The 26357-nt window shown below is 61.5% G+C and carries 28 protein-coding genes and 3 pseudogenes; 19 read left to right on the top strand and 12 right to left on the bottom strand.

Annotated features, from left to right (window positions below; all coding sequences use genetic code 11):
• The first annotated feature begins 1 nt into the window (after position 1).
• The 4 genes and pseudogenes from AC1DOP_RS18740 to AC1DOP_RS18725 all read left to right on the top strand — a co-directional run bounded on the left by AC1DOP_RS18740 (position 2) and on the right by AC1DOP_RS18725 (position 1539).
• Positions 2–844: a DUF1444 domain-containing protein gene (locus AC1DOP_RS18740; RefSeq protein WP_477252721.1), complete on the top strand. Its 843-nt coding sequence runs from the start codon at positions 2–4 to the stop codon at positions 842–844.
• A gap of 21 nt (positions 845–865) precedes the next feature.
• Positions 866–1150, top strand: coding sequence for an LIM domain-containing protein (locus AC1DOP_RS18735; protein ID WP_477252719.1), 285 nt, complete (start codon positions 866–868; stop codon positions 1148–1150).
• 22 nt (positions 1151–1172) lie between these two features.
• Positions 1173–1277, top strand: a pseudogene (locus AC1DOP_RS18730) (hypothetical protein); the annotation flags it as partial.
• Between the two features lie 88 nt (positions 1278–1365).
• A complete protein-coding gene (locus AC1DOP_RS18725; protein ID WP_477252717.1) occupies positions 1366–1539 on the top strand; it encodes a hypothetical protein in 174 nt (57 codons plus the stop codon).
• On the opposite strand, the gene AC1DOP_RS18720 is transcribed toward AC1DOP_RS18725, so the two are convergent.
• The gene (locus tag AC1DOP_RS18720; protein ID WP_477252715.1) at positions 1540–2025 is read right to left on the bottom strand and encodes a hypothetical protein; all 486 of its coding nucleotides are present in this window, start codon (positions 2023–2025) and stop codon (positions 1540–1542) included. It lies immediately after the preceding gene.
• Between the two features lie 244 nt (positions 2026–2269).
• Here AC1DOP_RS18720 and AC1DOP_RS18715 point away from each other — a divergent pair.
• Positions 2270–2587: pseudogene (locus AC1DOP_RS18715) on the top strand (Hcp family type VI secretion system effector); the annotation flags it as partial.
• A gap of 72 nt (positions 2588–2659) precedes the next feature.
• On the opposite strand, the gene AC1DOP_RS18710 reads toward AC1DOP_RS18715, so the two are convergent.
• Positions 2660–3454 (bottom strand): DUF4145 domain-containing protein, encoded by a 795-nt coding sequence (locus AC1DOP_RS18710; RefSeq protein WP_477252713.1) that lies wholly within the window; start codon positions 3452–3454, stop codon positions 2660–2662.
• A gap of 128 nt (positions 3455–3582) precedes the next feature.
• Between AC1DOP_RS18710 and AC1DOP_RS18705 the strand changes: the two genes are divergently transcribed.
• Positions 3583–4260: a recombinase family protein gene (locus AC1DOP_RS18705; RefSeq protein WP_477252711.1), complete on the top strand. Its 678-nt coding sequence runs from the start codon at positions 3583–3585 to the stop codon at positions 4258–4260.
• A gap of 303 nt (positions 4261–4563) precedes the next feature.
• Here AC1DOP_RS18705 and AC1DOP_RS18700 read toward each other — a convergent pair whose 3' ends face one another.
• A complete protein-coding gene (locus tag AC1DOP_RS18700; protein WP_477252709.1) occupies positions 4564–5787 on the bottom strand; it encodes an RES family NAD+ phosphorylase in 1224 nt (407 codons plus the stop codon).
• A 243-nt stretch (positions 5788–6030) separates the two neighbouring features.
• Between AC1DOP_RS18700 and AC1DOP_RS18695 the strand changes: the two genes are divergently transcribed.
• The gene (locus AC1DOP_RS18695; RefSeq protein WP_477252707.1) at positions 6031–6993 is read left to right on the top strand and encodes an SIR2 family protein; all 963 of its coding nucleotides are present in this window, start codon (positions 6031–6033) and stop codon (positions 6991–6993) included.
• A 606-nt stretch (positions 6994–7599) separates the two neighbouring features.
• Here the strand turns inward: AC1DOP_RS18695 and AC1DOP_RS18690 are convergent.
• The 4 genes from AC1DOP_RS18690 to edd form a co-directional block, all read right to left on the bottom strand.
• Entirely contained in the window at positions 7600–8316 is a 717-nt protein-coding gene (locus tag AC1DOP_RS18690; RefSeq protein ID WP_477252705.1) for a hypothetical protein, read from the bottom strand.
• A 67-nt stretch (positions 8317–8383) separates the two neighbouring features.
• Positions 8384–8620: a hypothetical protein gene (locus AC1DOP_RS18685; RefSeq protein ID WP_477252703.1), complete on the bottom strand. Its 237-nt coding sequence runs from the start codon at positions 8618–8620 to the stop codon at positions 8384–8386.
• Positions 8621–8638: 18 nt separating this feature from the next.
• The gene (gene eda / locus AC1DOP_RS18680; RefSeq protein WP_477252764.1) at positions 8639–9265 is read right to left on the bottom strand and encodes a bifunctional 4-hydroxy-2-oxoglutarate aldolase/2-dehydro-3-deoxy-phosphogluconate aldolase; all 627 of its coding nucleotides are present in this window, start codon (positions 9263–9265) and stop codon (positions 8639–8641) included.
• 21 nt (positions 9266–9286) lie between these two features.
• Positions 9287–11209 carry a phosphogluconate dehydratase gene (gene edd, locus AC1DOP_RS18675; protein ID WP_477252701.1) on the bottom strand — a complete coding sequence of 641 codons (1923 nt, stop codon included), beginning with the start codon at positions 11207–11209 and terminating at the stop codon, positions 9287–9289.
• A 254-nt stretch (positions 11210–11463) separates the two neighbouring features.
• Between edd and pgi the strand changes: the two genes are divergently transcribed.
• The 10 genes and pseudogenes from pgi to tal all read left to right on the top strand — a co-directional run bounded on the left by pgi (position 11464) and on the right by tal (position 19896).
• Positions 11464–13116, top strand: a complete 1653-nt coding sequence (gene pgi / locus AC1DOP_RS18670) for a glucose-6-phosphate isomerase (protein WP_477252699.1) — start codon at positions 11464–11466, stop codon at positions 13114–13116.
• A 19-nt stretch (positions 13117–13135) separates the two neighbouring features.
• On the top strand, positions 13136–14032 hold the full coding sequence (locus AC1DOP_RS18665; RefSeq protein ID WP_477252697.1) for an SMP-30/gluconolactonase/LRE family protein: 897 nt from the start codon (positions 13136–13138) through the stop codon (positions 14030–14032).
• Positions 14033–14211: 179 nt separating this feature from the next.
• Positions 14212–15681, top strand: coding sequence for a glucose-6-phosphate dehydrogenase (zwf, locus tag AC1DOP_RS18660; RefSeq protein ID WP_442122435.1), 1470 nt, complete (start codon positions 14212–14214; stop codon positions 15679–15681).
• 13 nt (positions 15682–15694) lie between these two features.
• Complete coding sequence (locus AC1DOP_RS18655; protein ID WP_442122434.1) at positions 15695–16549, top strand: SIS domain-containing protein; 855 nt, start codon at positions 15695–15697, stop codon at positions 16547–16549.
• Positions 16494–16733: pseudogene (locus AC1DOP_RS18650) on the top strand (thioredoxin domain-containing protein); the annotation flags it as partial. The gene AC1DOP_RS18655 and the pseudogene AC1DOP_RS18650, both read left to right, overlap by 56 nt.
• A gap of 239 nt (positions 16734–16972) precedes the next feature.
• Positions 16973–17182 carry a glutathione S-transferase C-terminal domain-containing protein gene (locus tag AC1DOP_RS18645; protein WP_477252694.1) on the top strand — a complete coding sequence of 70 codons (210 nt, stop codon included), beginning with the start codon at positions 16973–16975 and terminating at the stop codon, positions 17180–17182.
• A 34-nt stretch (positions 17183–17216) separates the two neighbouring features.
• Positions 17217–17918 carry a YjjG family noncanonical pyrimidine nucleotidase gene (locus tag AC1DOP_RS18640; protein WP_442122432.1) on the top strand — a complete coding sequence of 234 codons (702 nt, stop codon included), beginning with the start codon at positions 17217–17219 and terminating at the stop codon, positions 17916–17918.
• A gap of 84 nt (positions 17919–18002) precedes the next feature.
• Positions 18003–18500 carry a GAF domain-containing protein gene (locus AC1DOP_RS18635; protein ID WP_442122431.1) on the top strand — a complete coding sequence of 166 codons (498 nt, stop codon included), beginning with the start codon at positions 18003–18005 and terminating at the stop codon, positions 18498–18500.
• Complete coding sequence (gene fos, locus AC1DOP_RS18630; RefSeq protein WP_442122430.1) at positions 18494–18904, top strand: fosfomycin resistance glutathione transferase; 411 nt, start codon at positions 18494–18496, stop codon at positions 18902–18904. Before AC1DOP_RS18635 ends, fos begins: the two co-directional genes overlap by 7 nt.
• Before the next feature lie 62 nt (positions 18905–18966).
• Positions 18967–19896, top strand: a complete 930-nt coding sequence (gene tal, locus AC1DOP_RS18625; protein WP_442122429.1) for a transaldolase — start codon at positions 18967–18969, stop codon at positions 19894–19896.
• 123 nt (positions 19897–20019) lie between these two features.
• On the opposite strand, the gene AC1DOP_RS18620 is transcribed toward tal, so the two are convergent.
• Positions 20020–21087 (bottom strand): NAD(P)H-dependent flavin oxidoreductase, encoded by a 1068-nt coding sequence (locus AC1DOP_RS18620; RefSeq protein ID WP_477252691.1) that lies wholly within the window; start codon positions 21085–21087, stop codon positions 20020–20022.
• Positions 21084–22301, bottom strand: coding sequence for a YbfB/YjiJ family MFS transporter (locus AC1DOP_RS18615; RefSeq protein WP_477252689.1), 1218 nt, complete (start codon positions 22299–22301; stop codon positions 21084–21086). The genes AC1DOP_RS18620 and AC1DOP_RS18615 overlap by 4 nt, the downstream gene beginning before the upstream one ends.
• 64 nt (positions 22302–22365) lie before the next feature.
• On the opposite strand from AC1DOP_RS18615, the gene AC1DOP_RS18610 reads away from it, so the two are divergent.
• A complete protein-coding gene (locus AC1DOP_RS18610; RefSeq protein WP_442122426.1) occupies positions 22366–23259 on the top strand; it encodes a LysR family transcriptional regulator in 894 nt (297 codons plus the stop codon).
• A 14-nt stretch (positions 23260–23273) separates the two neighbouring features.
• Here the strand turns inward: AC1DOP_RS18610 and AC1DOP_RS18605 are convergent, their stop codons facing one another.
• The 3 genes from AC1DOP_RS18605 to AC1DOP_RS18595 form a co-directional block, all read right to left on the bottom strand.
• Positions 23274–23717: a hypothetical protein gene (locus AC1DOP_RS18605; RefSeq protein WP_442122425.1), complete on the bottom strand. Its 444-nt coding sequence runs from the start codon at positions 23715–23717 to the stop codon at positions 23274–23276.
• A gap of 3 nt (positions 23718–23720) precedes the next feature.
• A complete protein-coding gene (locus tag AC1DOP_RS18600; RefSeq protein ID WP_442122424.1) occupies positions 23721–24227 on the bottom strand; it encodes a hypothetical protein in 507 nt (168 codons plus the stop codon).
• A 92-nt stretch (positions 24228–24319) separates the two neighbouring features.
• A complete protein-coding gene (locus AC1DOP_RS18595) occupies positions 24320–24844 on the bottom strand; it encodes a TetR family transcriptional regulator (protein WP_442122423.1) in 525 nt (174 codons plus the stop codon).
• Positions 24845–25101: 257 nt separating this feature from the next.
• On the opposite strand from AC1DOP_RS18595, the gene AC1DOP_RS18590 reads away from it, so the two are divergent.
• On the top strand, positions 25102–26349 hold the full coding sequence (locus AC1DOP_RS18590; protein ID WP_442122422.1) for an efflux RND transporter periplasmic adaptor subunit: 1248 nt from the start codon (positions 25102–25104) through the stop codon (positions 26347–26349).
• The last annotated feature ends 8 nt before the right edge of the window (positions 26350–26357 follow it).

Genomic DNA, 26357 nt, shown 5'->3' with positions numbered 1-26357 from the left:
CATGATCGGAAACTGGAAACCCGCGATCCTGCTGGCCGCGCTGGCGGCGACGGCGAATGCGTCTGCACAGCAAATCCCGACCGCTGAAGCCGCGTTCACGGAATACGTCGCCGCGCAAGTGCGCCTTCAGCCCCTGGCCGGCCAGGCGGTCACGATCAAAGGCCCGCTGACCCTGAAGGTAGGGGATCTGCAGGCCAATCTGGACCGGGTTTTCGGTTTCTGCGGCGCGAATGCCGCAGCCTGCCAGGGCGAGATCGACCGCTACGTACAGGGCGTCGCGCAAGTCATCAAGGATATGAATGCGCCGCCCCGCAAGGAAGACGTGCGCCTTGCCGTTCGCCCGAGCTCGTACCTGCAGCAGTCGGCCGCGGCCACCGGAAAAACCGTGCGGAGCTGGCCCCTGAGCGGCGGCCTGGTGGTCATGCCCGTGCTGGATTCGCCCCGCACCACCCGTTCCCTGAACGAGGACGACTTCAAGAAACTGGGGTTGAGCGCGGAGCAGGTCGTCCAGCTCGGACGAGACAATCTGGTCCGGACCCTCGCGCCCCTGATGACGCAGGCGCGCGTGGCGAAACACGGCCAGATCGGCGACCTCACCGGCGACGCCTACGAATCCAGCCGCCTGGCCTTGCACGACAGCTGGGCGCCGCTGGCGGAAGCGCAGGGTGGCACCCTGATCGTTGCGGCGCCCGCGCGGGATGTTATTTTTTATGTCGGTGAAGAGTCGCCGCAAGCCATCGACGCCCTGCGCGCCCTGGTAAACGACGTCATGAAAAAGGTGCCGGCGCCGCTCTCGCCGGCGCTGTTGCGCTGGACGAGAACCGGATGGGAGCCGGTTCCCTGACAACCCACCAAGGGAGATGCCATGTATCGCTGTCCGCATTGCGGCGACCTGTCGATCTCGGGTGCGACGCAATTGTCTCCGCCATTCGATGGCCGGGTCAAATGCCTCACCTGCGCTGCCGAGCTGAAGGTGAAAATCAAGCTGACCAACTTCATCCTGCCGGCCTATTTCATGAGCCGGAGCTTGATGGGATTGCTCTTTCATATCCATATTGACCTGGATATTTTCTGGGAGATGACGATCGTCCTCATCCTGGCTTTCCTCCAGATCCGTTTAAGCACCTACGAGGAAGTCCGGAAGCCCTGATGCCCCTGAGGGATCGGGCGAGATACAGGAGACACATCGTGGACCAGTTCACCGGCGGCTGCCCTACCGTGTCGGCCTCTGCCACTGCCTCGACTGCCGCAAGCATCACGGCGCCGTCTTTCACGCATCCGCGATCTTCCCGGAACAGGCGGTGGACATCGAAGGCGAGGCGCGCCTATGGCGGCAGGCATTTCCGCCCGCACTGCGGCTCTTTGGTGTTCGCGAAAAGCGGGGAAGAAATCGAGGTCTACCTGAGGGCGCTGGACAAGCCGGACCAGTTCAGGCCGACCTACGAACTGTGGACCGTCCGCCGCGAATCCTGGCTGCCGCCTTTTCCCCTCGCCAGGCATTACGAATACGACCGCCCGGACGGACGTACCGAAGACTAGTCACTGCTCCGGCGGCAGGCAGCCGAACAGGCGCTTGCCCGGCCGCTCGCCATCCCAGATCTGGTGCACGGCGGCGCTGCCGTCGCGCTGCTTTGCCAGGCAAAAGCGCGCCTCGTAGGCCTGGACGGTGCCGCGGAGCTTGCCGGGCCTGGCCTCGATGCGCAGGTAATAGACCCTGCCCGGCTCCAGTGTGGCCGCCCTGGTGCGCGGCAGGGACGCGACCTGCCCGCCGTAGGGCACGCACATCGAGAAACGGAGCGGGAAGGTGCGTTCGGGCGGCATGGTCATCTTCCACAGCGGGCGCTGGCCGTCCGAAACGGTGACGGAGTGGAAGTCCGGCGTTCCTTCGCGGTCTTCGCGCGGACTGATGGTGAAGCACGGACCGCCGCGCGGGCCCTCACGCACCTCGGCCGCGCCGATGCGGGCCGCGGCGTCCGCAGCCGGCACGAGGATACACAGCACGCAGAGAAGGGGTGGGAATCGCATGACGGTCTCGCCTGGGAACGAACGTACGCGGGAAAGCCTACGTTGGCGGGCTCGCCTGGGGGTTGATTGGGCGCAAGCGCGATTAAGCTTGACTAGCGGGTGCGAGCTCGCTATCACTCATCCATAATCTGGCCAGCCAGAAATGGGGTTGTTGATGCGCTTCGCTATCCCTACTGACTCCTGCCAAGGCCATACCTGGGCAAGCAAGCAAGAATCCCCGTTCAACTTTGCAACGGAGGTATACATGATCGACGCTTATCTGCAAATCGACGGCATCAAGGGAGAGTCCGCAGACTCGAATCACGCTGGGTGGATTGAACTAACTAGCGCCTCTTTCGGTGTGAAGCAGCCCAGAAGCGCCACAGCATCCACCGCTGGCGGACATACGGCTGAGCGGTGCGAGCAAAAAATCATTTCGCTCAGCAAGCTCGCTGACCTCTCGTCCCCGATCCTCATGCAGACTTGCTCAGCAGGGCGGACGATCCCGAAGGCCAGGCTCGAGTTCATGCGAGCAGACAGCGACGGAAAGCCCATCAAATACTACGAAGTAGAGTTGGAAAATTGAATCGCCACGAGTTTTCTAGACACTCGACAGCCGCAGATCCATACTGACCAGCACACCTGCCCTAACCGACTACTTTGGACGGAAGCCCTTCTGTTTGTTCACCGTTTCCACAAACTGTAAAACCTCAGTGTGGTCTGTCACCTTGGGATAAAGCTGCTCAAGACAATAGTTCACGACTCCGAACGCTGAGAGAAGTTCGCGTCGTTCAATCCCAACTGAGCCATGACTTCCATCATTGCCCATGTGTCGAATACTTGTCATGGCAGCTTTGATTTGTTTGTACTTAGGATCGGTAAGTTTGCTGATACGACTCGCAAGGTCGAGGCGCTCACCCTTCGCATTGGTACGATCAACCTTCAAGTCATCTAACAAATGCTCTAACACGGTGCGCAGCCGATTCACGCATGAGTCGGCGTCACACCAGAAGACTTGAAATGCCTTTTCCAAGAACGCAGTCACGTCCTCGGGAACGTTGTCGTTTGTGTTTGGCTCGATGATCTTGAGCGGAGGGTAGAAGAACCTTGGCGTGAGCACGTTGTAATAGCTTCTGTCACCGTCACTGTAATCTTCCTCGATACCTGCGTCGCCACAGACGACAACATTTTCACTGCATGAGGCGCATTGAAGATGCCCGGTGAAAACATAGTGAGCATATTCCGCGTCAAACCATTCCTCACCCCAACTTTGCTGCGTGGCAGCGTCCTTATGCAGAGAGAAGCTTCCGACAACCTTCAACCTGCCGCCAGCGCAAGATGGGCATTTCCAAGGGGGGACGTTGTCCATCGCGAAGCTCTGTAATAAGTATTTCTGCTCCAAACTCCCTCCTGTCATTTTGTCTGCCGTTTGGTATTTAAGTGTATTCAACTTGCCAGCTCATCGGGAAAAGCTGCCGATCCTTACGTGGGACTCAGCCAAGCGCCCATTGTAAACGCTTTAACAAAGGTAGAATTGTTTAACGAACATTGCGCAATTTTATACCTTCGAGGAACCGAATGAAAATCGTGAGCTATTGCAGGGTAAGTACGGATCGTCAAGGTGACAGTGGCTTGGGCCTGGAAGCGCAACAGGACCGCATTAAGGCGTATGCTGCTTCCCGTAATGCCCGTATCCTTAAGGAGTTTGTAGAAGTCGAATCCGGCAAGCGCAGCAACAACAGGCCAGAACTGCTTGCAGCCCTGCATCTGGCGAAAGTTACTGGCTCGGTGCTGGTTATCGCTAAAATGGATCGCCTGTCCCGCAACGCAGCCTTTCTGCTGACCTTGAAAGACTCGGGCGTGAAGTTTGTTGCAGCCGACAATGCAGATGCCAACGACCTGACCGTAAACATTTTGGCAGTTGTAGCCCAGCAGGAAAGGGAATCCATTTCATTGCGTACCAAGGAGGCTCTAGCAGTCGCCAAGAAGCGTGGAACGAAGCTGGGCAACCCGAACGGCGCAGCAGCCTTGAAACGTGCTGGCAAGGGCAACGTAGCAGGCGTGCAAGCAATCAAAGAAAAAGCAAACGCTCACGCAGCCGACCTTAAGCCAGTTATCGAGCACCTTGTAAGCCAAGGTATCAAGTCGCTTGGAGCGATTGCCAAAGCTTTAAATGACGACGGTTTCAAGACTCCACGCGACAAGGCATGGCACAAGACTTCGGTAGCAAATTTGCTAGCCCGGCTTGAGGACTAATCTAAGAAGCGATAGCAGGCATTTCCGGGCATTTCTCGCAACACACATACCGCCCCAAAACTCAGCACTAGCACCCACTTGGGCCTTTAAGCGGCCTCGCCAAACCCACTCGGATATTTTACGGCCAGACTCGCCTAATTCGACCTCGCATCCACTCGTGTTAAGTGCCACGTTCGCTCTCTCGACTTCGTGACCGTAGATAACACTTTCCATTTTTAAAGTCAAATTCGGCTGAGACTTAATTCCAGATCTTCGGGTGGTGTGAACACATACCCTCGTCCTTGTATAGGTAGTACCCTGCAATTACTCTGACTCTTGCCACAATGAAAGTTGGGTGTCCCGAAGTAATACTTTATGTGAGTATTTAACCTGCTCAATTTGGTGAAATACGACACTCCCTATAGTGTATTCCACTGGGAATGTCTCAACATCTTCCACCGTATTGTGGTCAGCGAATAGAACTACATTAGTACCTTTTGCGTGCTGTGCCGAGCGAAATACGATACCGTCAAACTTGTACGGGTGCACATGAGCCAAATACTCTGCCATTGTTTGAGTTACAAGATATTCCGCTTCATTCCCTGGAACGATCGGCTGAGAAATAAGCGTATGTAGTTTTCGCAAAAACCGCCTAGTTTCCCGTGCAGTTCTGAAATTAGGATCAAGAAATGCATCCCATCCGTCGTCTAGGGCACGCTCCAAGCGTACGAAATCGAGCAGTCGCAGTGGCCTTGCGAACTGAAGTTCGATAACGGCAACAACTTGTCCGATAGCTGGGCGCAACTCTGCTATTGCGGTATCTGCTTCTGTCGCACAATATAGTGCTACGACTCCTTCAGCACTCATCCTCCCCGCACGCGCTTTAGCTCTAGGCGTCGGACCAACTTCCTTATAGGGGTTATCGAGCACGGCCTTAGTTTGTTCGGAATGAATTATCCTGCTCCGATAAACTTTAAAACCACTTACTTCTTCCCGTACTACACGTTGAAACTTAAACGGATCAAGTTGAAAAGTTGTTATATCATCTAGATCAGCAAAGATTCCATTGAAAAATTTACGAACCGAGTCACTGAAAAATCGACGCTTATGTTTTAACTCCTCAACTATAAGATTCCATCTCGGCGTGAAATAGTCAGGCCCAGCTCGCATCGAAACTGGTGCATATGATGTGCTTAAGTCAAGAAGGAAAGGTCCGTCACCATCCTCTCGAAGTTTTTGAGCATCGACAATTGCTTCAGCTAACTCGTCACGAAAATCCACATCCTGCTTTAGAATTGCAAATACTACTTCATCGAGGTAAAAGGCATTAGGCTCACCCGGATAATAACCTTCATCATCCGAGTCATGATTCTTCGCTTCAGGCCGAAAAAACTCTGTAATTATCGGCCCAATGAGATCGGCTAGACGCTCGATATTGAAAACCTTGCTTTGCTGACTCCTACATACAGAGCAGTAATCGTCGCCCCCTTCAGCTTCAATGATCCGTTTTAAATGTTTGTTTTGTGTACAGTTAGCGCATATCGACATTATCAATCCTAGCAACCTGACAGCGGAGCATGACTAGACATTCCATCCTCCTTGCATGATTTTGACTCCAGACCATTCCTGAGCATGTTGTATATTTTATCAGCAACAGCTGCCCGTTTACCGCTAAGCCATCCGTGTTAAGGAACGCAACCACTCCTCGCAGTTACCAGATATTGAACGGAAAACCCTCGTTTGTGGCAAAATTATAGGTACACACGAGTTCAGTTACGACAAAGGACGGCAATGCGACAGCTAACGATTATCAGCGGAGCAGGCATCAATATAGGTATTTCTAATTCTTGCCCAGACGCAAAAGATTTACTAGGTTTTACTTATCAAAAGATTAGTCAGAGTGTTTATCGAAAGATTCGCGATGATATTCAACGCATGTTCACGCCCGACTCGTTCGATTTCATACTGGGCGGCTTACTTACCGTTAACCTAGCAATGCGAAAAATCAAGAGCGATTTGAAACGCTTCAAGATGAACGAGGAAGCTTTTGCCGATTTATTTAGGCACAGTGATATTCAGGATTCCATCGCTAACGCGCTTCAACAAATTGAGCAAAGTTTAACAATTCCACTTGACGAGTTGCTAGGCACCCTAAAGAAATTCGAGCCAGCGATTGAAAGCCTTGCAGCCCAGTATGACTCGATAAACTACTTTACGCTGAACTTCGATAGCGTTTTCGACCACATGCTTTTAGGCCCAAATTACCGCAGAATGGGGATATGCACTGACTACTGGGGAAAAAGCGGACTCAAAAAGAATCAAGATGCCAAAATAAAGATTTTTCACCTACATGGCGACCTACGTTACAAACCAAACAAAATTAACAAAAGGAGCAGACAGGTCGATGAAGAGTACCAATGGCCTGTGATTGTCGTAGGCGATCAGCAGGTTAAACGAGGAATTATTGCTTCGAATACTGCGTTATCGTTTTACAATAGTCGTTTTAAAACCTTATGCGACCCCAAGGGCAATGACCGACAGGCTTACGCAGAAAATAACTTGGCAATCATTGGATTTGGCTTCCGCGACGAAGACACGCACATTGTCAGCAATATACGTGATGGCATTAAAGGCGGGGTATTTGACAAAATTAGTACTTATGATTTGGAAGATAGGCTTGTTGGATTATGCGAGCGTCATAACTGGGCAAAAGCAGATGAATATGATCTTATCGACTTCCTCGCCAGCCTTTGAGCGATAGCAAGCAACGACCCCAATCGCGGGGCAGATTCGCGATGCTAGCAGGATTAGCAGAGAAGCCCGCCAATATCTGTTCGTACAGCGACAATCTGCCTCTATAGCGTTTTTGACGCATTACCTCTGGAGAATTCAGGTACTTGAGTGCGAAGTAATCGGCCAACACTTCGGCTTGAGCTTCCATATTGTAGTCGGCCAGCGTCTTACCGGGCGATAGTTCATAATCGTATGGCAGACAAATTCGCACAGCACCCCTCAGACGTACTGCGTACCCGATCTGATGTTGCCATACATGAACCATTTCATGAAAAAACCAATGCACCAGATGTGGAGCCGCGGAACTGTAATCGGGGAGAAAACAGGATCGATGAAAGTACATGCTGCCGTTGGGCGTCATACAGCAGTTCCTCGGCTGGAACGGCATGTAACGCCGCGCATGAATGCGAACATGTTGATAGTCGATTGATTCACCGAATAGCAACGCTGTCATTGCTATTTCGCCCGAAGTTAAGGAGCGCAAACTACGTGATGTGCTAACTAACACAAGAGCACCATCCTATGTTAGCTAGCGAAGCTGCCAGCCGCATGAGAGAGTTAGAGAGGCTAGGCACTTACGCTTCCCGCATGATTCCGCTTCCACGACCATAACGAAAGTGCAGCTACTAACGGCAAGAATAGCCACATAGTGGATGGCTCCGAAACACTAGAGCTTAATTCGACATTCACATTGTCAAAGGTATGACCTATCGCTCCTTGCGCCCACTGCAAAGATTGAAGACTCTGGAACTCATTCCCAAATACAAACGTTTCACTATTCGGTATGCCGGTGAATGAGTACTTGGCATAAACCTTCGTTCCATCTCCCTTTGTTCCAGTGAAGGAAACGGGTTCCGGCATCATTCCATATTGACTGTATTGGTATACCCAGCTTTCGTCAAGGTCTATCGAGATAGCATTAAATAGTGCGCCTGTGCTCTCATTGAGATTGATTTTCGAAGCAGGACCACCCATAAAAAGCCCCGTTGAAGTCGTTCCATCTCTAGTCAGAACGTTTTGTGCACGAAACTCAGAGTCATAAAAAGGCCTATTTGGCATGGGTGTTCCCGTCAATACAAATCCCGACGATTCATAAGAGGCACCAATAAAACTAAGTGGCACAAGTTCATCGAAAGTCAGCGTTGTAGCCGTTACAGCAGCGGAAAACGTGAGCGCCAAAGATGTAATTACAATTTGAAGAATCATCGGTAGTTTGAACCTTAGAAAAGTGGAGTGAAACAGCAAGCTAAAAATACCGTTGCCATAAACAAACGATGATTGCATGAAAATGCAATAACGACAAGAAAACTCTACATTGCAAAAGGTCAAGACCGTGGTTGTGTGCAAACTATCACAAGAGCACCATCTCATGCATGAACCAGTGGATGACGGTGGGATTGCCCAAGCTGTAGTCGGGCAGGAAGCAGGAACGGTGGAAGTAGATGCTGCCGTTGGGGGACATCGCGCAGTTCTTCGGCTGCAGCGGCAGATAGCGGCGGTCGTGGACCCGCACGCGGCCGTAGTCGATGGCGCCGCCGAACAGCAGCGACGCCATCGCGATCTCGCCCGGGGTCAACCCGCGCGCCATGCGGACCCGGACCGGACCTTAAGCAGCGGCGCGCAGGTTCGACGCGGACTTGGCCAGGTCGGTGATCAGGTCCCAGTCGCCGGCCTTCATCGCGTCCGCCGGGGTCAGCCAGGAGCCGCCCACGCAGGCCACGTTCTTCAGCGCCAGGAACTGCGGCGCGGTTTCGATCGAGATGCCGCCGGTCGGGCAGAAGGTCACGTCCGGCAGCGGGCCGCCGATCGCCTTCAGCATGCCGACGCCGCCCGCCGGCACCGCCGGGAACAGCTTCAGCTGCTTGAAGCCGGCTTCGCGCGCCGCCATCACTTCGGACGGGGTCATGCAGCCCGGCAGCAGCGGCAGGCCGCTCTTCTTCGCTGCCTCGATCAGGGCCGGGGTCAGGCCCGGCGACACGCCGAACACTGCACCGGCATCGCGCGAAGCGGCGAATTCTTCCGGCTGGGTCAGAGTGCCGACGCCGACGATCGCGCCTTCGACCTGGGCCATCGCGCGGATCGCCTCCAGGCCGTGCCTGGTGCGCAGGGTCACCTCGAGCACGCGGATGCCGCCGGCGACCAGCGCCTTGGCGAGGGGAACGGCGTGGTCCGGATCGTCGATCGCGATCACCGGGATCACGACGGCCGACTTCATGATGTCGAGCAGGCTCATATCAGTACTCATCGTTTGCTTTCACTTGGCGGTGGATTTGCGGAACAGGAAATCTTCGTCGGAACCCGGCATGATCTCACCACTGTCGGTGCCTTCATGCAGAGGGACGGTGGTGTCGATCAGCGACGGCAGCGGGAAGTGGGCGGCGCCCTCCTCGGCTGCGGTGACGGATTTGCGGAACACCTCGAACAGCTCGCGGCCCATGCCGATGTGGCTCCTGCTGAGGTCGGCCGTGGCCATCTTACGCGATGCCCACACGTCGGCCGGCACCAGCGCCTCGAGCGTGCCGGCGGTCGCATCGACCCGGATGATATCACCGTCGCGCACCAGGCCCAGCGGACCGCCGGCCAGGATTTCCGGCGACACGTGGATCGCCGCCGGCACCTTGCCGGACGCGCCCGACATGCGGCCGTCGGTGACCATCGCCACGTGGTAGCCGGCGTCCTGCAGGTTCGACAGCGCCGGGGTCAGCGCATGCAGTTCCGGCATGCCGTTGGCGCGCGGGCCCTGGAAGCGGATCACGGCGACGAAGTCGGTGTTTAGATGGCCGGCCTTGTACGCATGCATGAAGTCTTCCTGCGAATCGAAGGTCTTGGCCGGCGCCTCGACGATGTGGTGTTCCTTCTTGACGGCCGAGACCTTCATCACGGCACGGCCCAGGTTGCCCTGCACGAGGATCAGGCCGCCATCGGGGCTGAACGGGTTGGTGTGCTTGCGCAGCACGGCCTCGTCGCCGCTCTGTTCCGGCAGGTCTTTCCAGACCACCTGGTCGCCGTCCAGGAAGGGTTCCTTGCAGTGGGCGCGCAAGCCGCGGCCGAGGATGGTGTTGACGTCGTCGTGGGCCAGGCCGGCATCCAGCAGTTCGCGCATCACGAAGGTCGGTCCGCCGGCGGCCTGGAAGTGGTTCACGTCGGCATCGCCGTTCGGGTAGACGCGCGCCAGCAGCGGCACCACCTTCGACAGCTCGTCGAAATCGTTCCAGTCGACCACGATGCCGGCTGCGCGCGCGATCGCGATCAGGTGCATGGTGTGGTTGGTCGAGCCGCCGGTCGCGTGCAGCGCGGCAATCGCGTTGACGATGCTCTTCTCGTCGACGATGTGGCCGATCGGCATGTACTCGCCGCCCTGCTGGGAGATCTTGACGGCGCGCTGGGCAGCGGCGCGGGTCAGCGCATCGCGCAGCGGGGTGCCCGGGGTGATGAAGGCGGCGCCCGGCAGGTGCAGGCCCATCATCTCCATCAGCATCTGGTTGCTGTTGGCGGTGCCGTAGAAAGTGCAGGTGCCGGCGCCATGGTAGGCCGCGGATTCGCCTTCCAGCAGCTCTTCGCGGGTGGCCTGGCCTTTCGCATAGCGCTGGCGGATCGCCGCCTTTTCCTTGTTCGAGATACCGGTGGTCATCGGGCCGCCCGGCACGAAGATGCCCGGGATGTGGCCGAAGTGCAGCGCGCCGATCAGCAGGCCCGGCACGATCTTGTCGCAGATGCCCAGGTAGAGCGAGGCGTCGAACATATTGTGCGACAGCGCGATGGCGGTCGACATCGCGATGGTATCGCGCGAAAACAGCGACAGTTCCATGCCCGGCTGGCCTTGCGTGATGCCGTCGCACATGGCGGGCACGCCGCCGGCGAACTGGGCCACCGCGCCGACGTCGCGCACCGCGTCCTTGATCACTTTCGGGAAGTACTCGAAGGGCTGGTGGGCCGACAGCATGTCGTTGTACGAGGAAACGATGGCCACCGACGGCTGCTTCTGCTCGCGCAGCTTGAGCTTGTCGCTGGCCGGGAATGCCGCAAAGCCGTGCGCCAGGTTCGTGCACGCCAGCGTCCCGCGCTGGACACCTTTGACGCGCGCCGCGTCCAGGTGCGCCAGGTAAGCCTGGCGCGAGGACCGGCTACGCTGGATGATGCGTTGGGTCACCTTCTCTACTACGGGATGCACCGCCATGATCGTTCCTTATGAATTGGATTTCTGAAATTTTACTACAAAATGCGAGCGGGCGCATGCTGGCGCCCCGCTTTCAATTGCAGCCTTCGGGAATTCGGGTGTTGATCGCGGGCACGGTGTGCCTGCCCTGCCGTAGGGTGAGCACCACGCTCACGCAACTTCGAACACAATTTGTAGTGATTTTACGCCCACTTCCTGTATGATTCGATAACCTGCACAAAATGACATCATACCGTCCGTCGTCACCACTACCTATGCGCCAACCTCTTCTCACCAGCACCACCAGCTACCAGTCGCTCCGTAACCATGCTTCCCAGGCCCGGGAGTGGCAGATGCGCGAGCTGTTCGCACAGGATCCGCAGCGCTTCGAACGCCTCTCCTGCGAGGCCGCCGGGCTGTTCCTAGACTATTCAAAAAACCGTCTGGACGGGCGCACGCTTGAACTGCTGGCGCAACTCGCGCGCGAGCGCGGCGTCGAGCGTTTGCGCGACGCCATGTTTGCCGGCGAGAAGATCAACCTGACGGAAAACCGCGCCGTCCTCCACACCGCCCTGCGCGCGCCGCGCAACAAGCCTTTCACGCTGGACGGCCAGGACGTGACCGGCGACGTGCACGCCGTGCTGGACCATATCCGGACCTTCAGCGACAGCGTGCGCAACGGTTCGTGGAAGGGCTACACCGGCAAGGAGATCACCGACGTCGTCAACATCGGCATCGGCGGCTCCGACCTCGGCCCGAAGATGGTCTGCCTGGCGCTGCGCCAGTTCGCCCATCCGCGCCTGAGCATGCACTTCGTCTCCAACGTCGACGGCCACGACATGGACGCGGCGCTGTCGCGCGTGAACCCGGAAACCACCCTCTTCATCATCGCCTCGAAGACTTTCACCACGGCCGAGACCATGATGAACGCGAACACGGCCCGCGCCTGGTTCCTGCAGAACGCGCCGGCTCAGTCGGCTGAACAAGCGCTGGCAAAGCACTTCGTGGCGGTGTCGACCAACGTCGAAGCCATCAAGACCTTCGGCATCGATCCGGCCAACATGTTCCCGTTCTGGGACTGGGTCGGCGGCCGTTACTCGGTGTGGTCGGCGATCGGCCTGCCGGTCGCGCTGTGCGTGGGCTTCGGCTACTTCAGCGATTTCCTGGCCGGCGCCCACGCCATGGACGAGCACTTCCGCAGCGCCCCGATCGAGCAGAACCTGCCGATGATCCTGGGCCTGGTCGGCTTCTGGAACCGCGAGTTCCTCGACTGCGCCTCGGTCTCGATCGCCCCCTACCACCAGGACCTGAACCGCTTCCCGGCCTACCTGCAGCAGCTCGACATGGAAAGCAACGGCAAGCGCGTCACGCGCGCCGGCGACACCATCACCGACTACGACACCGGCCCGGTGATCTGGGGCGACGTCGGCACCAACGGCCAGCACGCCTACTTCCAGCTGCTGCACCAGGGCACGGACGTGACACCGATCGATTTCATCGCCGCCCTGCGCCCGGCTCACGAGTTCCACAACCACCACGCGGCCCTGCTGGCCAACTGCTTCGCGCAGTCGGAAGCCTTCATGAAGGGCAAGACCGCGATTGAAGTACGCGCCGACCTGGCCGGCCAGCCGGCGGAAGAAATCGAGCGCCTGGTACCGCACAAGACCTTCCCGGGCAACCGCCCGAGCAACACCATCCTGATGGATTACCTGAACCCGGCCACCCTGGGCGCCCTGATCGCGCTGTACGAGCACAAGGTCTTCGTGCAGGGCGCGCTGTGGGACGTCAACAGCTACGACCAGTGGGGCGTCGAACTGGGCAAGGTGCTGGCCAAGAAGATCGAGGCGGAGCTCAACGGCGACGTGCAGCCGGCCCGGCACGACAGCTCGACCAATGGCCTGATCGCGCGCGCCAAGGCCGCCATCTGAGTCTCTGTAAGGATTCCTCATGAAAACCGAACATTTCGTGGTAGCGCACGACGAGGCGATGAAGACCGGCGAATGCCCGATCTGGCATGCGGTCGAATCGGCGCTGTACTGGGTCGACATTCCCGGCCTGACCGTGCACCGCCTGCATCCGGCGAGCGGCAAGTATTCGGCGTGGAAGATGGACAGCGAACCGTCGGCCCTGGCCGTCGACATCGACAACAACCTGGTGATCTCCACCCGCAACGGCTTCGTCTACCTGAACACCAGCAGCGGCGAGGTCGAGGACATCGCGCCCGCGCCCTACGATACGAAGATCATGCGCTTCAACGACGGCCGCGTGGACCCGCTAGGGCGCTTCTGGGTCGGCACCATCTACGAACCGCGCGACCAGCCGAAGGCCGAAATGTACGTGCTGGACAGGGGTGAGCTGCGCCTGGCCTGGAGCGGCGGCATGACCAATTCGAACGGCCTGGCCTGGTCCCTGGACGGCAAGACCATGTTCCACGCCGATACCACCAGCCACCGCATCGACTGCTACGACTACGACCTCGCCAGCGGCACCGCGTCGAACCGCCGCAACCTGGTCACCTTCGAGGCCGATAAAACCTCGGGCACCTATGGCGGCCGTCCCGACGGCGCGGCGCTCGACAGCGAAGGCAATTACTGGATCGCGATGTACGAAGGCGGCCGCATCCTGAAGCTGTCGCCCACCGGCGAACTGCTGCAGCAGATCGACCTGCCGGTGAAGTGCCCGACCGCGGTCTGCTTCGGCGGCCCGGACCTGCGTACCCTGTACGTCACCAGTGCGTGCGGCGGCCGTCCGGCCGAGGAGCTGGCGGCGATGCCGGACAGCGGCAAGGTGCTGGCCTTCCGCGTCGACGTGGCCGGGCTCGAGATGCCGGAATACCGCGGCTGATGTAGGGCGGGCGCGGCCGGCGTGGGCACACCGTGCCCACGCGAATGCCGGCCATTAAATGGATGTGGCACCATATTTCCTCGGATCGCTCGATGGCGTAGTAAATTTTCTTGCGCGATCAATATTCGTGTAGTAAATTTACAATTCAAGCTTATCCCTCCCTTACGATCAGATACTCCATGGCACTTTCCGATTTCGATCTCGTTTTCTTCGGCGGCAGCGGCGACCTCGCGATGCGCAAACTCCTGCCCGCGATGTATGCCCGCGACGTCGCCAACGACCTTCCCCCGAGCGCGCGCATCATCTGCGTGGGCCGCGAAGAGATGACGCAGGAAGGCTTCCTGCAGATGGTCGAGACGAATTCGAAGCCGCACATCAAGGAAAGCGTCGCCGAAGCCGCGTGGAAGAAATTCCTGGACCGCATCACCTGGGTGTCCGTCGATGCCGTCAACCTGAAGAGCTACGCCGGCCTGGTCGAGGCATTGCGCAAGGACGAGTCCCTGACCCGCGTGTACTACCTGGCCACCCCTCCCTCGCTGTTCGCGAAGATCTGCGACAACCTGGCCGCCAGCGGCCTGGCCACGCCGAACTCGCGCGTGGTGCTGGAAAAGCCGCTGGGCCGCGACCTGGAGTCGGCCAAGCAGATCAACCTGGACGTCGGCAAGGTCTTCGCCGAATCGCAGATCTACCGGATCGACCACTACCTGGGCAAGGAGACCGTGCAGAACCTGCTGGCCCTGCGCTTCGGTAACGTCCTGTTCGAGCCGCTGTGGCGCCGCGAGTGGATCTCGGACGTGCAGATCACCATCGCCGAGAAGATCGGCGTCGGCAACCGCCTCGGCTACTACGACAATTCCGGCGCCCTGCGCGACATGCTGCAGAACCACCTGCTGCAGCTGCTGTGCATCGTCGCCATGGAACCGCCGACCTCGATCGCGCCGGACGCCGTGCGCGATTCCAAGCTGCAGGTGCTGCGCTCGCTGAAGCGCTTCACGCCGACCACGCTGACGCAGAACATCGTGCGCGGCCAGTACCGCGCCGGCTACGTCGATGGCCAGCCGGTGCCGGGCTACCGCGACGAGCCGGGCGCGCCCAAGCAGTCGAAGACCGAGACCTTCGTCGCCATGAAGGCCGAGATCGATACCTGGCGCTGGGCCGGCGTGCCCTTCTACCTGCGCACCGGCAAGCGCATGGCCGACCGCCTGGCCGAGATCGTCGTGCGCTTCAAGCCGATTCCGCACTCGATCTTCAACCAGCCGACCTCCAGCTTCCAGCCGAACAGCCTGGTGATCCGCCTGCAGCCGGACGAGGGCCTGTCGCTGAACCTGATGTCCAAGACCCCGGGCGACGGCATGCGCCTGAAGCAGGCCGAGCTCGAACTCGATTTCCGCGAGCAGTTCAAGGCGCCGCGCATGGAAGCCTACGAGCGGCTGCTGCTGGATGTCCTGCGCGGCCAGCTGACCCTGTTCATGCGCGGCGACGAGCTGGAAGCGGCCTGGGAATGGGTCGAGCCCATCCTCGATTACTGGGAGCAGGACGACACCTCGCCGGTGCCCTATTCCTCCGGCACCTGGGGCCCGGCCGCGTCCAGCGCCCTGATCGGCCGCGACGGCCTGCAGTGGCGCGAAGAAGCGCTGCCGGAAGATTAAGGACGCCGACCCCGTGCTGCTCGATTCCATCCGCACCCAGCTCGACTCGCTGTCGAAATCCGAACGCAAGGTGGCGCTCGCCGTGCTGGCATCGCCCAGCGCCACCGTCAGCCAGAACATCACCGCGCTGGCGCGCGCAGCAGGGGTCTCGGAGCCGACCGTCGTGCGCTTCTGCCGCACCCTCGGCTACGACGGCTGGCACGAGTTCAAGCTGAAACTGGCGCAAGGCCTGGCGCTGGCCCTGCCCGGCGCCACCGAGCAGCCGGCCCAGGACGACCTCGCCGCCGACCTGGTCAACAAGATCTGCAGCCGCTCGATCAACACCCTGCTCGACCTGCGCAACAACCTCAAGCCGGAGCTGATCCAGAAGGCGCTGGACATCCTGTCGCGCGCCAACAAGATCGAGTTCTACGGCCAGGGCACCTCCGGCTTCGTGGCCGCCGACGCCCAGCACAAGTTCTTCCGCTCGGGCGTGCCGACCATCGCCTACACGGATCCGGCGATCCACTCGATCGCCGCGGCCCTGCTGCGCGAAGGCGACGTGGTGGTGGCAATTTCTCAACGCGGCAACAATCCCGCACTCACGCGTTCCGCGAAACTGGCGCGCCGCGGCGGCGCCGAGGTGATCGTGCTGGCGCCCTCCGGCACCCCGCTGGCGGACATGGCCAGCCTCTTGATCCCGATCGACCTCGTGTTCGCGATCGACCCCTACACGCCGATTTCGGCGCGCCTGGCCTACCTGGTCGTGATCGACGTGCTGGCGGTCGGCCTGGCCCTGAAGCGCGGGCCGGAGTTCAGGAAGAAGATGCAGAATGCGCAGAAGGCGCTGCAGGAATTCGACATGCAGTTCGATTCCTTCATCGGTTGATGCCGGCGCCGTGATTACCGTCTGGGGCAACGCCGATTCGATCAATGTACAGAAAGTCCTCTGGTGCTGCGAGGAGCTGGCGCTCGACTATCGCCGCATCGACGCCGGACGCCACTTCGGCGTGGTCGGCACGCCGGCCTTCCGCATCCTGAATCCGAACGGCCTGGTGCCCACCATCGACGACGACGGTTTCGTGGTCTGGGAATCCAACACCATCGTCAGGTACCTCGCGGGGCGATACGCGCTGGACGGCCTGTTGCCGCTCGAGCCGCGCGCGCGCGCCGATGCCGAGCGCTGGATGGACTGGACGAATTCGACCTTGTCGCCGGCCCTGCTGCCCCTGTTCCGCGCCTTCATGCGCACGCCCGCGGCCGACCGCGATCCGGCAGGATCGAGGAGCAGCGCATTGCCGCCCTGTCCACGATGCGCATTCTCGACCGCCATCTGGGCGACCAGGATTACGTCGGCGGCGCCACGTTCACGGTGGGCGATATCGCCGTGGGCTGCGCGGCCTGGCGCTGGTTCGCCCTGCCGATCGAACGCGAACCCCTGCCCGGGCTGCAGGCATGGTTCGACCGCCTTGCGGCGCGCCCGGCCTTCCACAAGCTGGTGATGACGCCGCTGACCACCTGAGACAGAGTTCGCATGCTCGGCTAATATATAGCCGATGAAACATACGCTCTTCCTCTTCGACCTCGACGACACCCTGCTCGACTTCAAGGCATCCGAACAGCTTTCCTTCGTGCGCACCATGCAGGCGCTCGGCCTGAAAGACGGCATCGAAGCCCTGTTCCCGCAATATCAGGCCATCAACATTGCGCTGTGGAAGGAATTCGAGCTGGGGACCGTCTCGAAGGATTTCCTGAAAGTCGAACGCTTCCGCCGTACCTTCGCGCAGAAGGCCCTCGACCTCGATCCGCAAGCCGCCAGCCACCTCTATCTCGAGTCGCTGTCGGACACCGTCGTCCTCATCGACGGCGCCAGGCAGGTCTGCGAAGCCTTGTCGGCCATCGGCGAGGTCGGCATCATCACCAATGGCGTCGAGCACATCCAGACCCGCCGCATCGCCAGCTCGGGTTTGAAGGACCACATCTCCTTTGTCTCGACCTCCGAAGCCTGCGGCTTTGCCAAGCCGGACAGCCGCTTCTTCGACTACGCGGCGAAGATGGCGCGCGCCTTTGCGAAGCGGGAAACCGTCATCGTCGGCGACCGGCTGGACGCCGACATCCTCGGCGCCAACCGCTTCGGCATCGACAGCTGCTGGTTCAATCCGGGCAAGCTGGGCAATGCGAGCGAGGCCGTGCCGACCTGCGAAGTCGACAGCCTGCATGCCATCTTGCCGGCCCTGCGGCAGCTGGCCGCCGCCTGAAAGGCGCCATCCGGTTCGGCCCGGCAGTATTGCCATGCTGGCGGTAAAATATCGCTTTCCGATCAGTTCCTTCGAGCTCACGCCATGCACATCAATCCCGAACGCAGCACCCGCCCCGACTACGACCTGCTGGTACGCCAGGTCGCCAGCGTCCTCGAAGGCGAGCGCGACCTCACCGCCAACGCCTCGCAGTTTTCGGCGCTGGTCTACGACACCCTGGCCGACCTGAACTGGGCCGGTTTCTATTTCACCGTGCCGAGCAAGAAGGGCGAAGGCCAGGATCTGCTGGTCGGCCCCTTCCAGGGTAAGCCGGCCTGCGCCCGCATCCCCTTCGGCCGCGGCGTCTGCGGCACCACCGCCGTGCAGCGCGAGACCATCGTGGTGCCGGACGTGCACGCCTTCCCCGGCCACATCGCCTGCGATTCGGCCTCGGCCTCGGAGATCGTGCTTCCGGTCATCAAGAACGGCAAGCTGGTCGGCGTGTTCGATATCGACAGCCCGAAGCTGGAACGTTTCTCAGATGAAGACAAGGCCGGCCTGGAGCGCATGGTCGCGGCCTTCCTGGACGCCACCGATTGCTGAGCGGACTGAATCACCTGACCCTGGCCGTTGCCGACCTCGAGCGCAGCTTCGCCTTTTACAAGGACCTGCTTGGCTTCAAACCGGCAGCGATCTGGAACACGGGCGCCTACCTGAGCCTGGGCGAACTATGGCTGTGCCTGTCGCTCGACGGCAAGCGCGCAGCCCCGGCCGAGCCGGACTATACGCACTACGCCTTCGATGTCGCCCAGGTCGATTTCGCCGCCTTCCGTGCGCGCCTGCTCGAGGCCGGCGCCGTCGAGTGGCGGAAAAACAGGAGCGAAGGCGATTCCTTTTATTTCCTGGATCCGGACGGCCACCAGCTCGAGGTCCACGTCGGCAAACTGGCCAGCCGCCTGGCCCAGTGCCGTGCGGCGCCCTATGCCGGCATGCGTTTTTTCGAATAAATCGCCGGCTGCCGGTGCGGTACAATCACGGAATCCGTATCTCACATCACTTGCCACGCACCATGAACCAACTCGAACAGCTCAAGCAGTACACCACCGTGGTGGCCGATACCGGCGACTTCCAGTCGATCAAGGCCTACGCGCCGCAAGACGCGACCACCAACCCCTCGCTGATCCTGAAGGCGGTCCAGAAGCCGGAATACCGTCCGCTGCTGGAAAAAGCTGTCGCCGACTCCAAAGGCGCTTCGGTCGAAGAGATCGTCGACCGCCTGCTGATCGCTTTCGGCGTCGAGATCCTCAAGTTCGTGCCGGGCCGCGTCTCGACCGAGATCGACGCCGCGCTGTCCTTCGACACCGAAGCGACCGTCGCCAAGGGCCGCGAACTGATCGCCCTGTACGAAGCCGCCGGCATCAAGCGCGAGCGCGTGCTGATCAAGATCGCCTCGACCTGGGAAGGTATCCGCGCCGCCGAGATCCTGGAAAAAGACGGCATCCGCTGCAACCTGACCCTGCTGTTCTCGCTGTGCCAGGCCGTGGCCTGCGCCGAAGCGGGCGTTCAGCTGATCTCGCCGTTCGTGGGCCGTATCTACGACTGGTACAAGAAATCGACCGGCACCGACTACCAGGGCGCCGACGATCCGGGCGTGCAGTCGGTCAAGCGCATCTACCAGTACTACCGCAAGTTCGGCTACAAGACCGAAGTGATGGGCGCGAGCTTCCGCAACACCTCGCAGATCCTGGAACTGGCCGGCTGCGACCTGCTGACCATCTCGCCGGACCTGCTGCAGAAGCTGGCCGACGCCGACGCGACCGTCGAGCGCAAGCTGGTGGCCGACCAGTCCGCGGACATCGAAAAGATCGCGATGGACGAGAAGACCTTCCGCTTCATGCTGAACGAAGACGCGATGGGGACCGAGAAGCTGGCCGAGGGTATCCGTGCCTTCGTTGCGGATTCGGTCAAGCTGAAGAAGATGATCGAGGAGCTGCGCTGATTTTGCATAAGCTGACGTAACGCACGCAGAACTTGGATCCCCGCCTGCGCGGGGACGACGTGGTGGTGTGTGCGGGAATGACGGTAGTGGGTGAACGGCGGCATTCGTGCCGCCGTTTTCCGTTTACATCGCCATTTCCCTGGCAAGCTGCTGCAGCATCTCCCCCGCCGGCATCTCGCGCGCCAGCGGCGCTCCCTGCCCTGCCCACTGCGCCGCAAACTCGTGGTTGCCGGCCTTGGCGGCCGCGGCGTGCAGCTGCTTGGCCGCATCGTAGGCGACCGGATACGAGGCCGGCGGCGGGCTGCCGGCCTCGTATCCGTGGGCGATCAGGCGGTTGAGCATGCCGCGCGCCGGGCGTCCGGAAATGGCCGCGGTCATGCGCGTGGCCTCGGCCCGTTCGCTCTTCAGGTTTGCGCGGTAGACGGCGCTGGCCGAGGATTCCGGCGCCAGGATGAAGGCGGTCCCCAGCTGCGCCGCCACCGCGCCCAGGTCCAGCGCGGCCCTGATTCCGGCACCGTCCATGATGCCGCCGGCGGCGACGATCGGCAGGCCGGTCTTCCTGACCAGCAGGCGCACCAGCACCGAGGTGCTCAGGCCTTCGTCGCCTTGTTCCGGATCGAACATGCCGCGGTGGCCGCCGGCCTCGATGCCCTGGGCCACGATCGCCATCACACCCGCCCGTTCGATGATCCCGGCCTCGCGCAGGCTGGTGGCGGTGGCCATCGTGAACACGCCCGCCTCGTGAAAGGCGGCCAGCCGTTCGGCGGACGGCAGGCCGAAGTGAAAGCTCACGACCGCCGGACGCAGCTCGAGCAGCATGCGGAACATGTCTTCATCTTCGTTGAAGGATTTGTAGATCTCGTCGAGCGAGATTGGTGCCGCGATGCCCGCATCGGCGAACAGGGGCGCGAGGTGGCCGAGCCAGGCCGCTTCGCGCTCGGCATCGCGGCGTGCCGGCACATGGCAGAACACGTTCGCATTGAAGGAGCGGCTGGTCAGGGCGCGCGTTTCTTCCAGCATCTGGCGCGCCTGGGCGGCATTGCTCGCTCCCAGTCCCAGCGATCCCAGGCCGCCGGCGTTGGACACCGCCGCCGCCATGCGCGGCGTCGACACGCCGGCCATCGGCGCCTGGATGATCGGATACTGGAGCGCGAGGCGTTCAAGGAATTGCTGGCTCTGGCTCGGATTCATGGTTTCCCCTTTCGATGTGCAATGTGCGAGTTCGTTTTCCACAGCCAGGCTGCGCTGCCCAGCAGGCCCAGCGCCGACAGCGCCAGCGCCATGTGCAGGGCCGCGGCCTCGGTGTCCGTCAGGCCGGCGATGCCCGCGCTCACCAGCGGCCCCGCCAGCTGGCCGACTGCGAAGCCTGCCGTCATCCTGCCCAGCACGCGCGTGGCCTGCCCTTCGGCACGCGCGCGCGCCTCCTGCATGCCGACCATGGTGATGACCATGAAGGTGCCGCCCACCAGCAGCGCAGCCAGGGTCACGCTGGCCAGCGAGGTCCACACGGCCGGCAGCAGCACGCCGACCGCCATCAGCAGGTGGGCGGCCGCCCACACGCCCAGGCGCTGCGCCTTCGCCAGGCGCCAGGACACCAGCACCGTGGAGATGGCCGCCGCGGCGCCGAACACCGGCCAGGCCAGGCCGAACACGGCGGGATCGTCGACCAGTTGCCGCGCCAGCGCCGGCAGATAGGTGGCGGGCAGGATGTAGCCGAAGCCGAACAGGGTATAGCAGACGACCAGGCCGAAGGTGGCTTGCGGCGCGGCGGGCCCGGTGGCGGCCGCTGCGGCTGCGGGCATGGGCGCCGGCGGCGCCGGCAGGCTGCGGCTCAGCACCAGCGGCAGGATCGACGCCAGTGCGCCCAGCGCCGCCAGGCCGATCCATAGTTGCGGCGAGGGCAGCGAACGCCCCAGCAGCAGGCAGAACATGCCGGCGGCGGCAATGCCGATCCCGACGCCGGAAAACTGGACCCCGGCCAGGTCCGGACGCCCGATCGCCGCCAGCCAGCCGAGGCCCCAGGCGCTGGTCGCGACCAGGGTCCAGGCGCTCATCACGCCCGCCAGGAAGCGCAGCACGGCCCACCAGAAGCCGGAGGCGGTCCAGCCGACCGCCGCCGTGATCAGCACGGTGCCGGCCAGCCCGAGGGCGAGCAGCAGCGCCGGCTTGATGCGCAGGCGCGAGGCCGCCAGCGCCCCGGCCAGGTAGCCCAGGTAGTTGGCAGCGGCGAGCATGGCGCCGGCGTGGCTGTCGAGCAGCCCGTCCCTCACCATCAGCGGAAACAGGGGCGTGAAGGCGAAGCGGCCAATGCCCATGGCCACCGCCAGCGAGATCATGGCCGCGGCGCAGACGGCGGCGGCAACGCGGCCGCTCCTGGCGGCAAGGGGAAGTGTCGTGCTATCCATGCCTAAATTAAAGCGCAAGCTGGGCGCGCTGACTAATGAATAAAAATGGACTATCATTCTCTCCATGAGAACGATCGACCTGGAAGCCCTGCTCATTTTCCGTACCGTCGTCAGCGAGGGTGGCGTGAACCGGGCCGCGGAAAAGCTGCACCGCGTGCCATCCAACGTCACCACCCGCATCCGGCAACTGGAAGAGTACCTCGGCGTGCGCCTGTTCCGCCGCGACGGCCGCTCGCTCAGCCTGACCGCCGAAGGCAGGACGCTGCTGAACTACGCGACCCGCCTGCTGCGCCTGGCCGACGAAGCCGTCGACGAGCTGCGCAGCGGCAAGCCGCAGGGCGTGTTTCGCCTCGGTTCCCTGGAAAGCACGGCCGGCAGCCGCCTGGCGCCCATCCTGTCGCGCTTCCACGAAGAACATCCGGGCGTGGTGGTGGAGCTCGTCACCGGCACCACCGGCGCCCTGCTCAAGGCGGTCAGGAACTTCGAGATCGAAGCGGCCTTCGTGTCCGAGCCTTTCACCGCGCCCGAGCTGGAAGCCTTGCCGGTGTTCCGCGAAGAGCTGGTGCTGATCACGCCCCTTGCCACGGGTCCGGTGCGCGATGCGAAAGACCTCGGCCGCCTGACCATGATCGCCTTTACCCACGGCTGCTCCTACCGGCGGCGCCTGGACGAATGGCTGGGCAGCGAAAACGTGACGGTGGAACGGGTGCTCGAATTCGGTTCCTACCAGGGCATGATCGCCTGCGTGGCGGCGGGGACCGGCTTTGCCGTCGTGCCGCAGAGCGTGCTCGGCGCGCTGCAGGCCGCGGACAAGGTGAGGCAGCACAAGCTGCCGGCACACATCGCGGAGAACCGGACCCACCTGGTGTGGCGCGGCGAGGCTTCGCTGGCGCTGGAAGGCCTGATCTCGATGCTGCGCGCGGAATCCCCTGAAGAAATGCCGGCCGATGTGCATTGATCTTTCGGAAGAATTTATTTCTTGCGGTGAAAACGCCGCGAACTCACCGGCTTGCCGTTCTCGTATTCGATGACTTCGATGTGCTGGGCATCGTAGATCAGCGGATAGCGGATCCTCACATCCTCGCCGGCGCGGCCGCAGGTGCTGCTGCGCAAGGTCAGCAGATAGGTCGGGATGCTGCCCGGGACGCCGGCCAGGAATCTGGTGCCGCGTCCATCGAGGTACACCGTGCCGGGCTTTTCCTTTTTCAGCGCGAATTCCTGCTCGCAGGGCGGGACCGATTTATCCGGTCCGCTCCAGCGCAGGCGATCGTTGTTGATGTTCAGGACGGTATAGGCAGCTTGTGCCGCCGGCCGATCGTCCAGCAGCCAGCGGCCCGCGAACGGCAGCGCCTGCGCCTGCGCCAGGACCGAAGGGGCGCAGCCGAGGCCGAGCAGGAATGCCAACAACAATCTCATGAGCTAGCGCGCCAGTGCCGACAGCCTCAGCCAGACGAAGCGGACGGCGTGATACAGCAGCGCGCCGACCGCGGCGAAGACCAGCGCGGCGATCATCGGCAGGATGGCGCCCAGGAACACGCTCATCCCCATCACGAAACCGAGCACGCATTCGGCGCGGTAAACCGGAAGGAACAAGGCGATGACGAACACGCCCTGGGCCATGATGTCGCTGACCTCGGGCTTGCCGGAGACGAAGCACAGCGCCAGCGTGAATCCATACAGCAGGCTGGCGACGAAACCTGCGGCCATGGCACGGGTACCGCCCTGCCCGCCTTCACGGCGGCGCTCGATGCGGCCCAGCAGGAACCAGGCGAGGACCGGCAGGGTCAGCACTCCCCACCAGTTGGATACCGCGGGCAGGTCTTCGCGCGCCAGCAGGTGGTGGGCCGGGACACCGCCGTGCAAATGCTGCCAGCCCAGCAGTACAACCATGAACAAGGCTAGCGCAATGGTCAGTCTGGTACGCATGCCGTCCTCCACAAGGAAACAGGCCCCATCCTTGCATCAGTTGGCAATATTGTAAACATGCATACTCGAAGGCTTGCCGGGCTCAGGCGGGCTCAGGCGCGCCCCGCCCGCAAGCCTTCCATATACGGATCGATCACGCACTTCCCCAACTCGAGCAGATCGAAGCTCTGGGGCGCGAACATCCAGTTGCGGACCAGTCCGTCGATCATGGTCCACATCGCCAGCGCCAGCGTGCTCGGCTCGACCTTGCAGGAGATCAAGCCCTGGTCGGCGGCCACCTTGATGCGGCGTTCGACGCGCGCCATCCACTGGCTCAGGCTATGCTGGCGACGGCAGCGCACCGCATCCATCTCGTCGACGAACTCCACCTTCAGCATGGCGATCTCGAACACGCGGCGGGCCACCGGGTCCTCGACCGTGCGACGCAGCACGGCCAGCATGTACTCGCGCAGGTCGGCCAGCGGATCGCTCGAATCGGCTTCGTCCAGCACCTGCAGCTCCGCCTCCAGCGGCAGGATCGCGCGCTCCATCATCGCGTTGAACAGGGCGCCCTTGTCGTCGAAGTGCCAATAAATCGCACCGCGCGTCACACCGGCAGCGGTTGCGATATGCTGCAAGGTCGTTCTCGAAACACCCTGTTCAACAAACAATTTCTCTGCAGCATCAAGGATGCTGTCACGCGTGGCAGCGGCCTCTTCTTTGGTTCTGCGGGCCATTGGCGCCTATCTCCATTTTTTGGTGGTCAAGAAACATTAAACATACACTCGTGATAGTATATCCCCGTTTACCTAAAAGCCAATGACGAATCGTTGTGCGGTGCCGGAGTAGTACTGCAGGACGGTTTTGTCCTTTTTTCAACAGAAGGAAGCACTTAATGCGTTCTGCCCAACCATCTACCCTGAATCTGACCAGGATTGCCGCGTGCACCCTGACCGCCCTGGCCTTGCTGTCGGGCTGCGGCCACAAGGATGCCGCCCAGGCCGGCGCCGGTGCCCCCGGCGGCAAGATGCCGGCGCCGCAAGTCGGCGTCATCACGACCAAATTCCAGCAGGTTGCCCTCGAAACCGAACTGCCGGCCCGCGTCGAAGCGATCCGCGTGGCCGAGGTGCGCGCCCGCGTCAACGGCGTCGTCCTGAAGCGCCTGTTCACCGAAGGCAGCATGGTCAAGCAGGGCCAGTCCCTGTTCCAGATCGATCCGGAGCCCTACCAGGCACAGCTCAACAGCGCCCAGGCCTCGCTCGGCCGCGCCCAGGCCAACCTGACCTCGGCTTCGGCCACCGTCGAGCGCTACAAGCCGCTGGTCGAGGCGAATGCGGTCAGCAAGCAGGAGTTCACCAACGCCGTCGCCGCCGCCAAGCAGGCCGAAGCCGACGTCAACGCCGCCAAGGCGCAGGTGAAGATCGCCCAGATCAACTATGGCTATGCGAACGTCTACGCCCCGATCTCGGGCCGTATCGGCCGCGCCCTCGTGACCGAAGGCGCACTGGTATCAAGCACCGAGGCGACCCAGATGGCGCTGATCCAGCAGACCGACAACGTCTACCTGAACATCACCCAGTCCGCCGCCGAACTGCAGCGCCTGCGCAAGAGCGCTGGCAACCGCGGCATCGACTCGGCGATCCCGGTGTCGGTGATCCTCGACGACGGTAGCGAACTGGGCCGCAAAGGCAAGCTGCTGTTCTCGGACGTGACCGTGGACCCGACCAGCGGCCAGGTCACCCTGCGCGCCCAGGTCGCGAACCCGGACAGCGCCCTGCTGCCGGGCCAGTACGTGCGCGTGCGCCTGGCCCAGGCCGAGCTGCCGTCGGGCATCCTGGTGCCGCAGCAGGCCGTGACCCGCGGCGGCCAGACCGGCGACACCGTGATGGTGATCGGCGCGGACAACAAGCCGACCCCGCGCACCGTCAAGATCGCCTCGCAGGAAGGCGCCAACTGGGTCGTGACAAGCGGCCTGAAGGAAGGCGAGAAAGTGATGGTCGACGGCTTCCAGAAGCTGCAGATGCTGCCGCCGGGCACCCCGGTACAGCCGGTGGCATGGACTCCGCAGAACGCCAACAGCGCCCCGGCCGCGACCGGTTCGCCGGCCGCCGCCGCCGCCGGCACGGGCACTACCCGCCAGTAAGAGCAACA

Source organism: Massilia sp. 01N410 (assembly GCF_056399665.1).
This window is presented reverse-complemented; position numbering and strand designations above follow the sequence as displayed.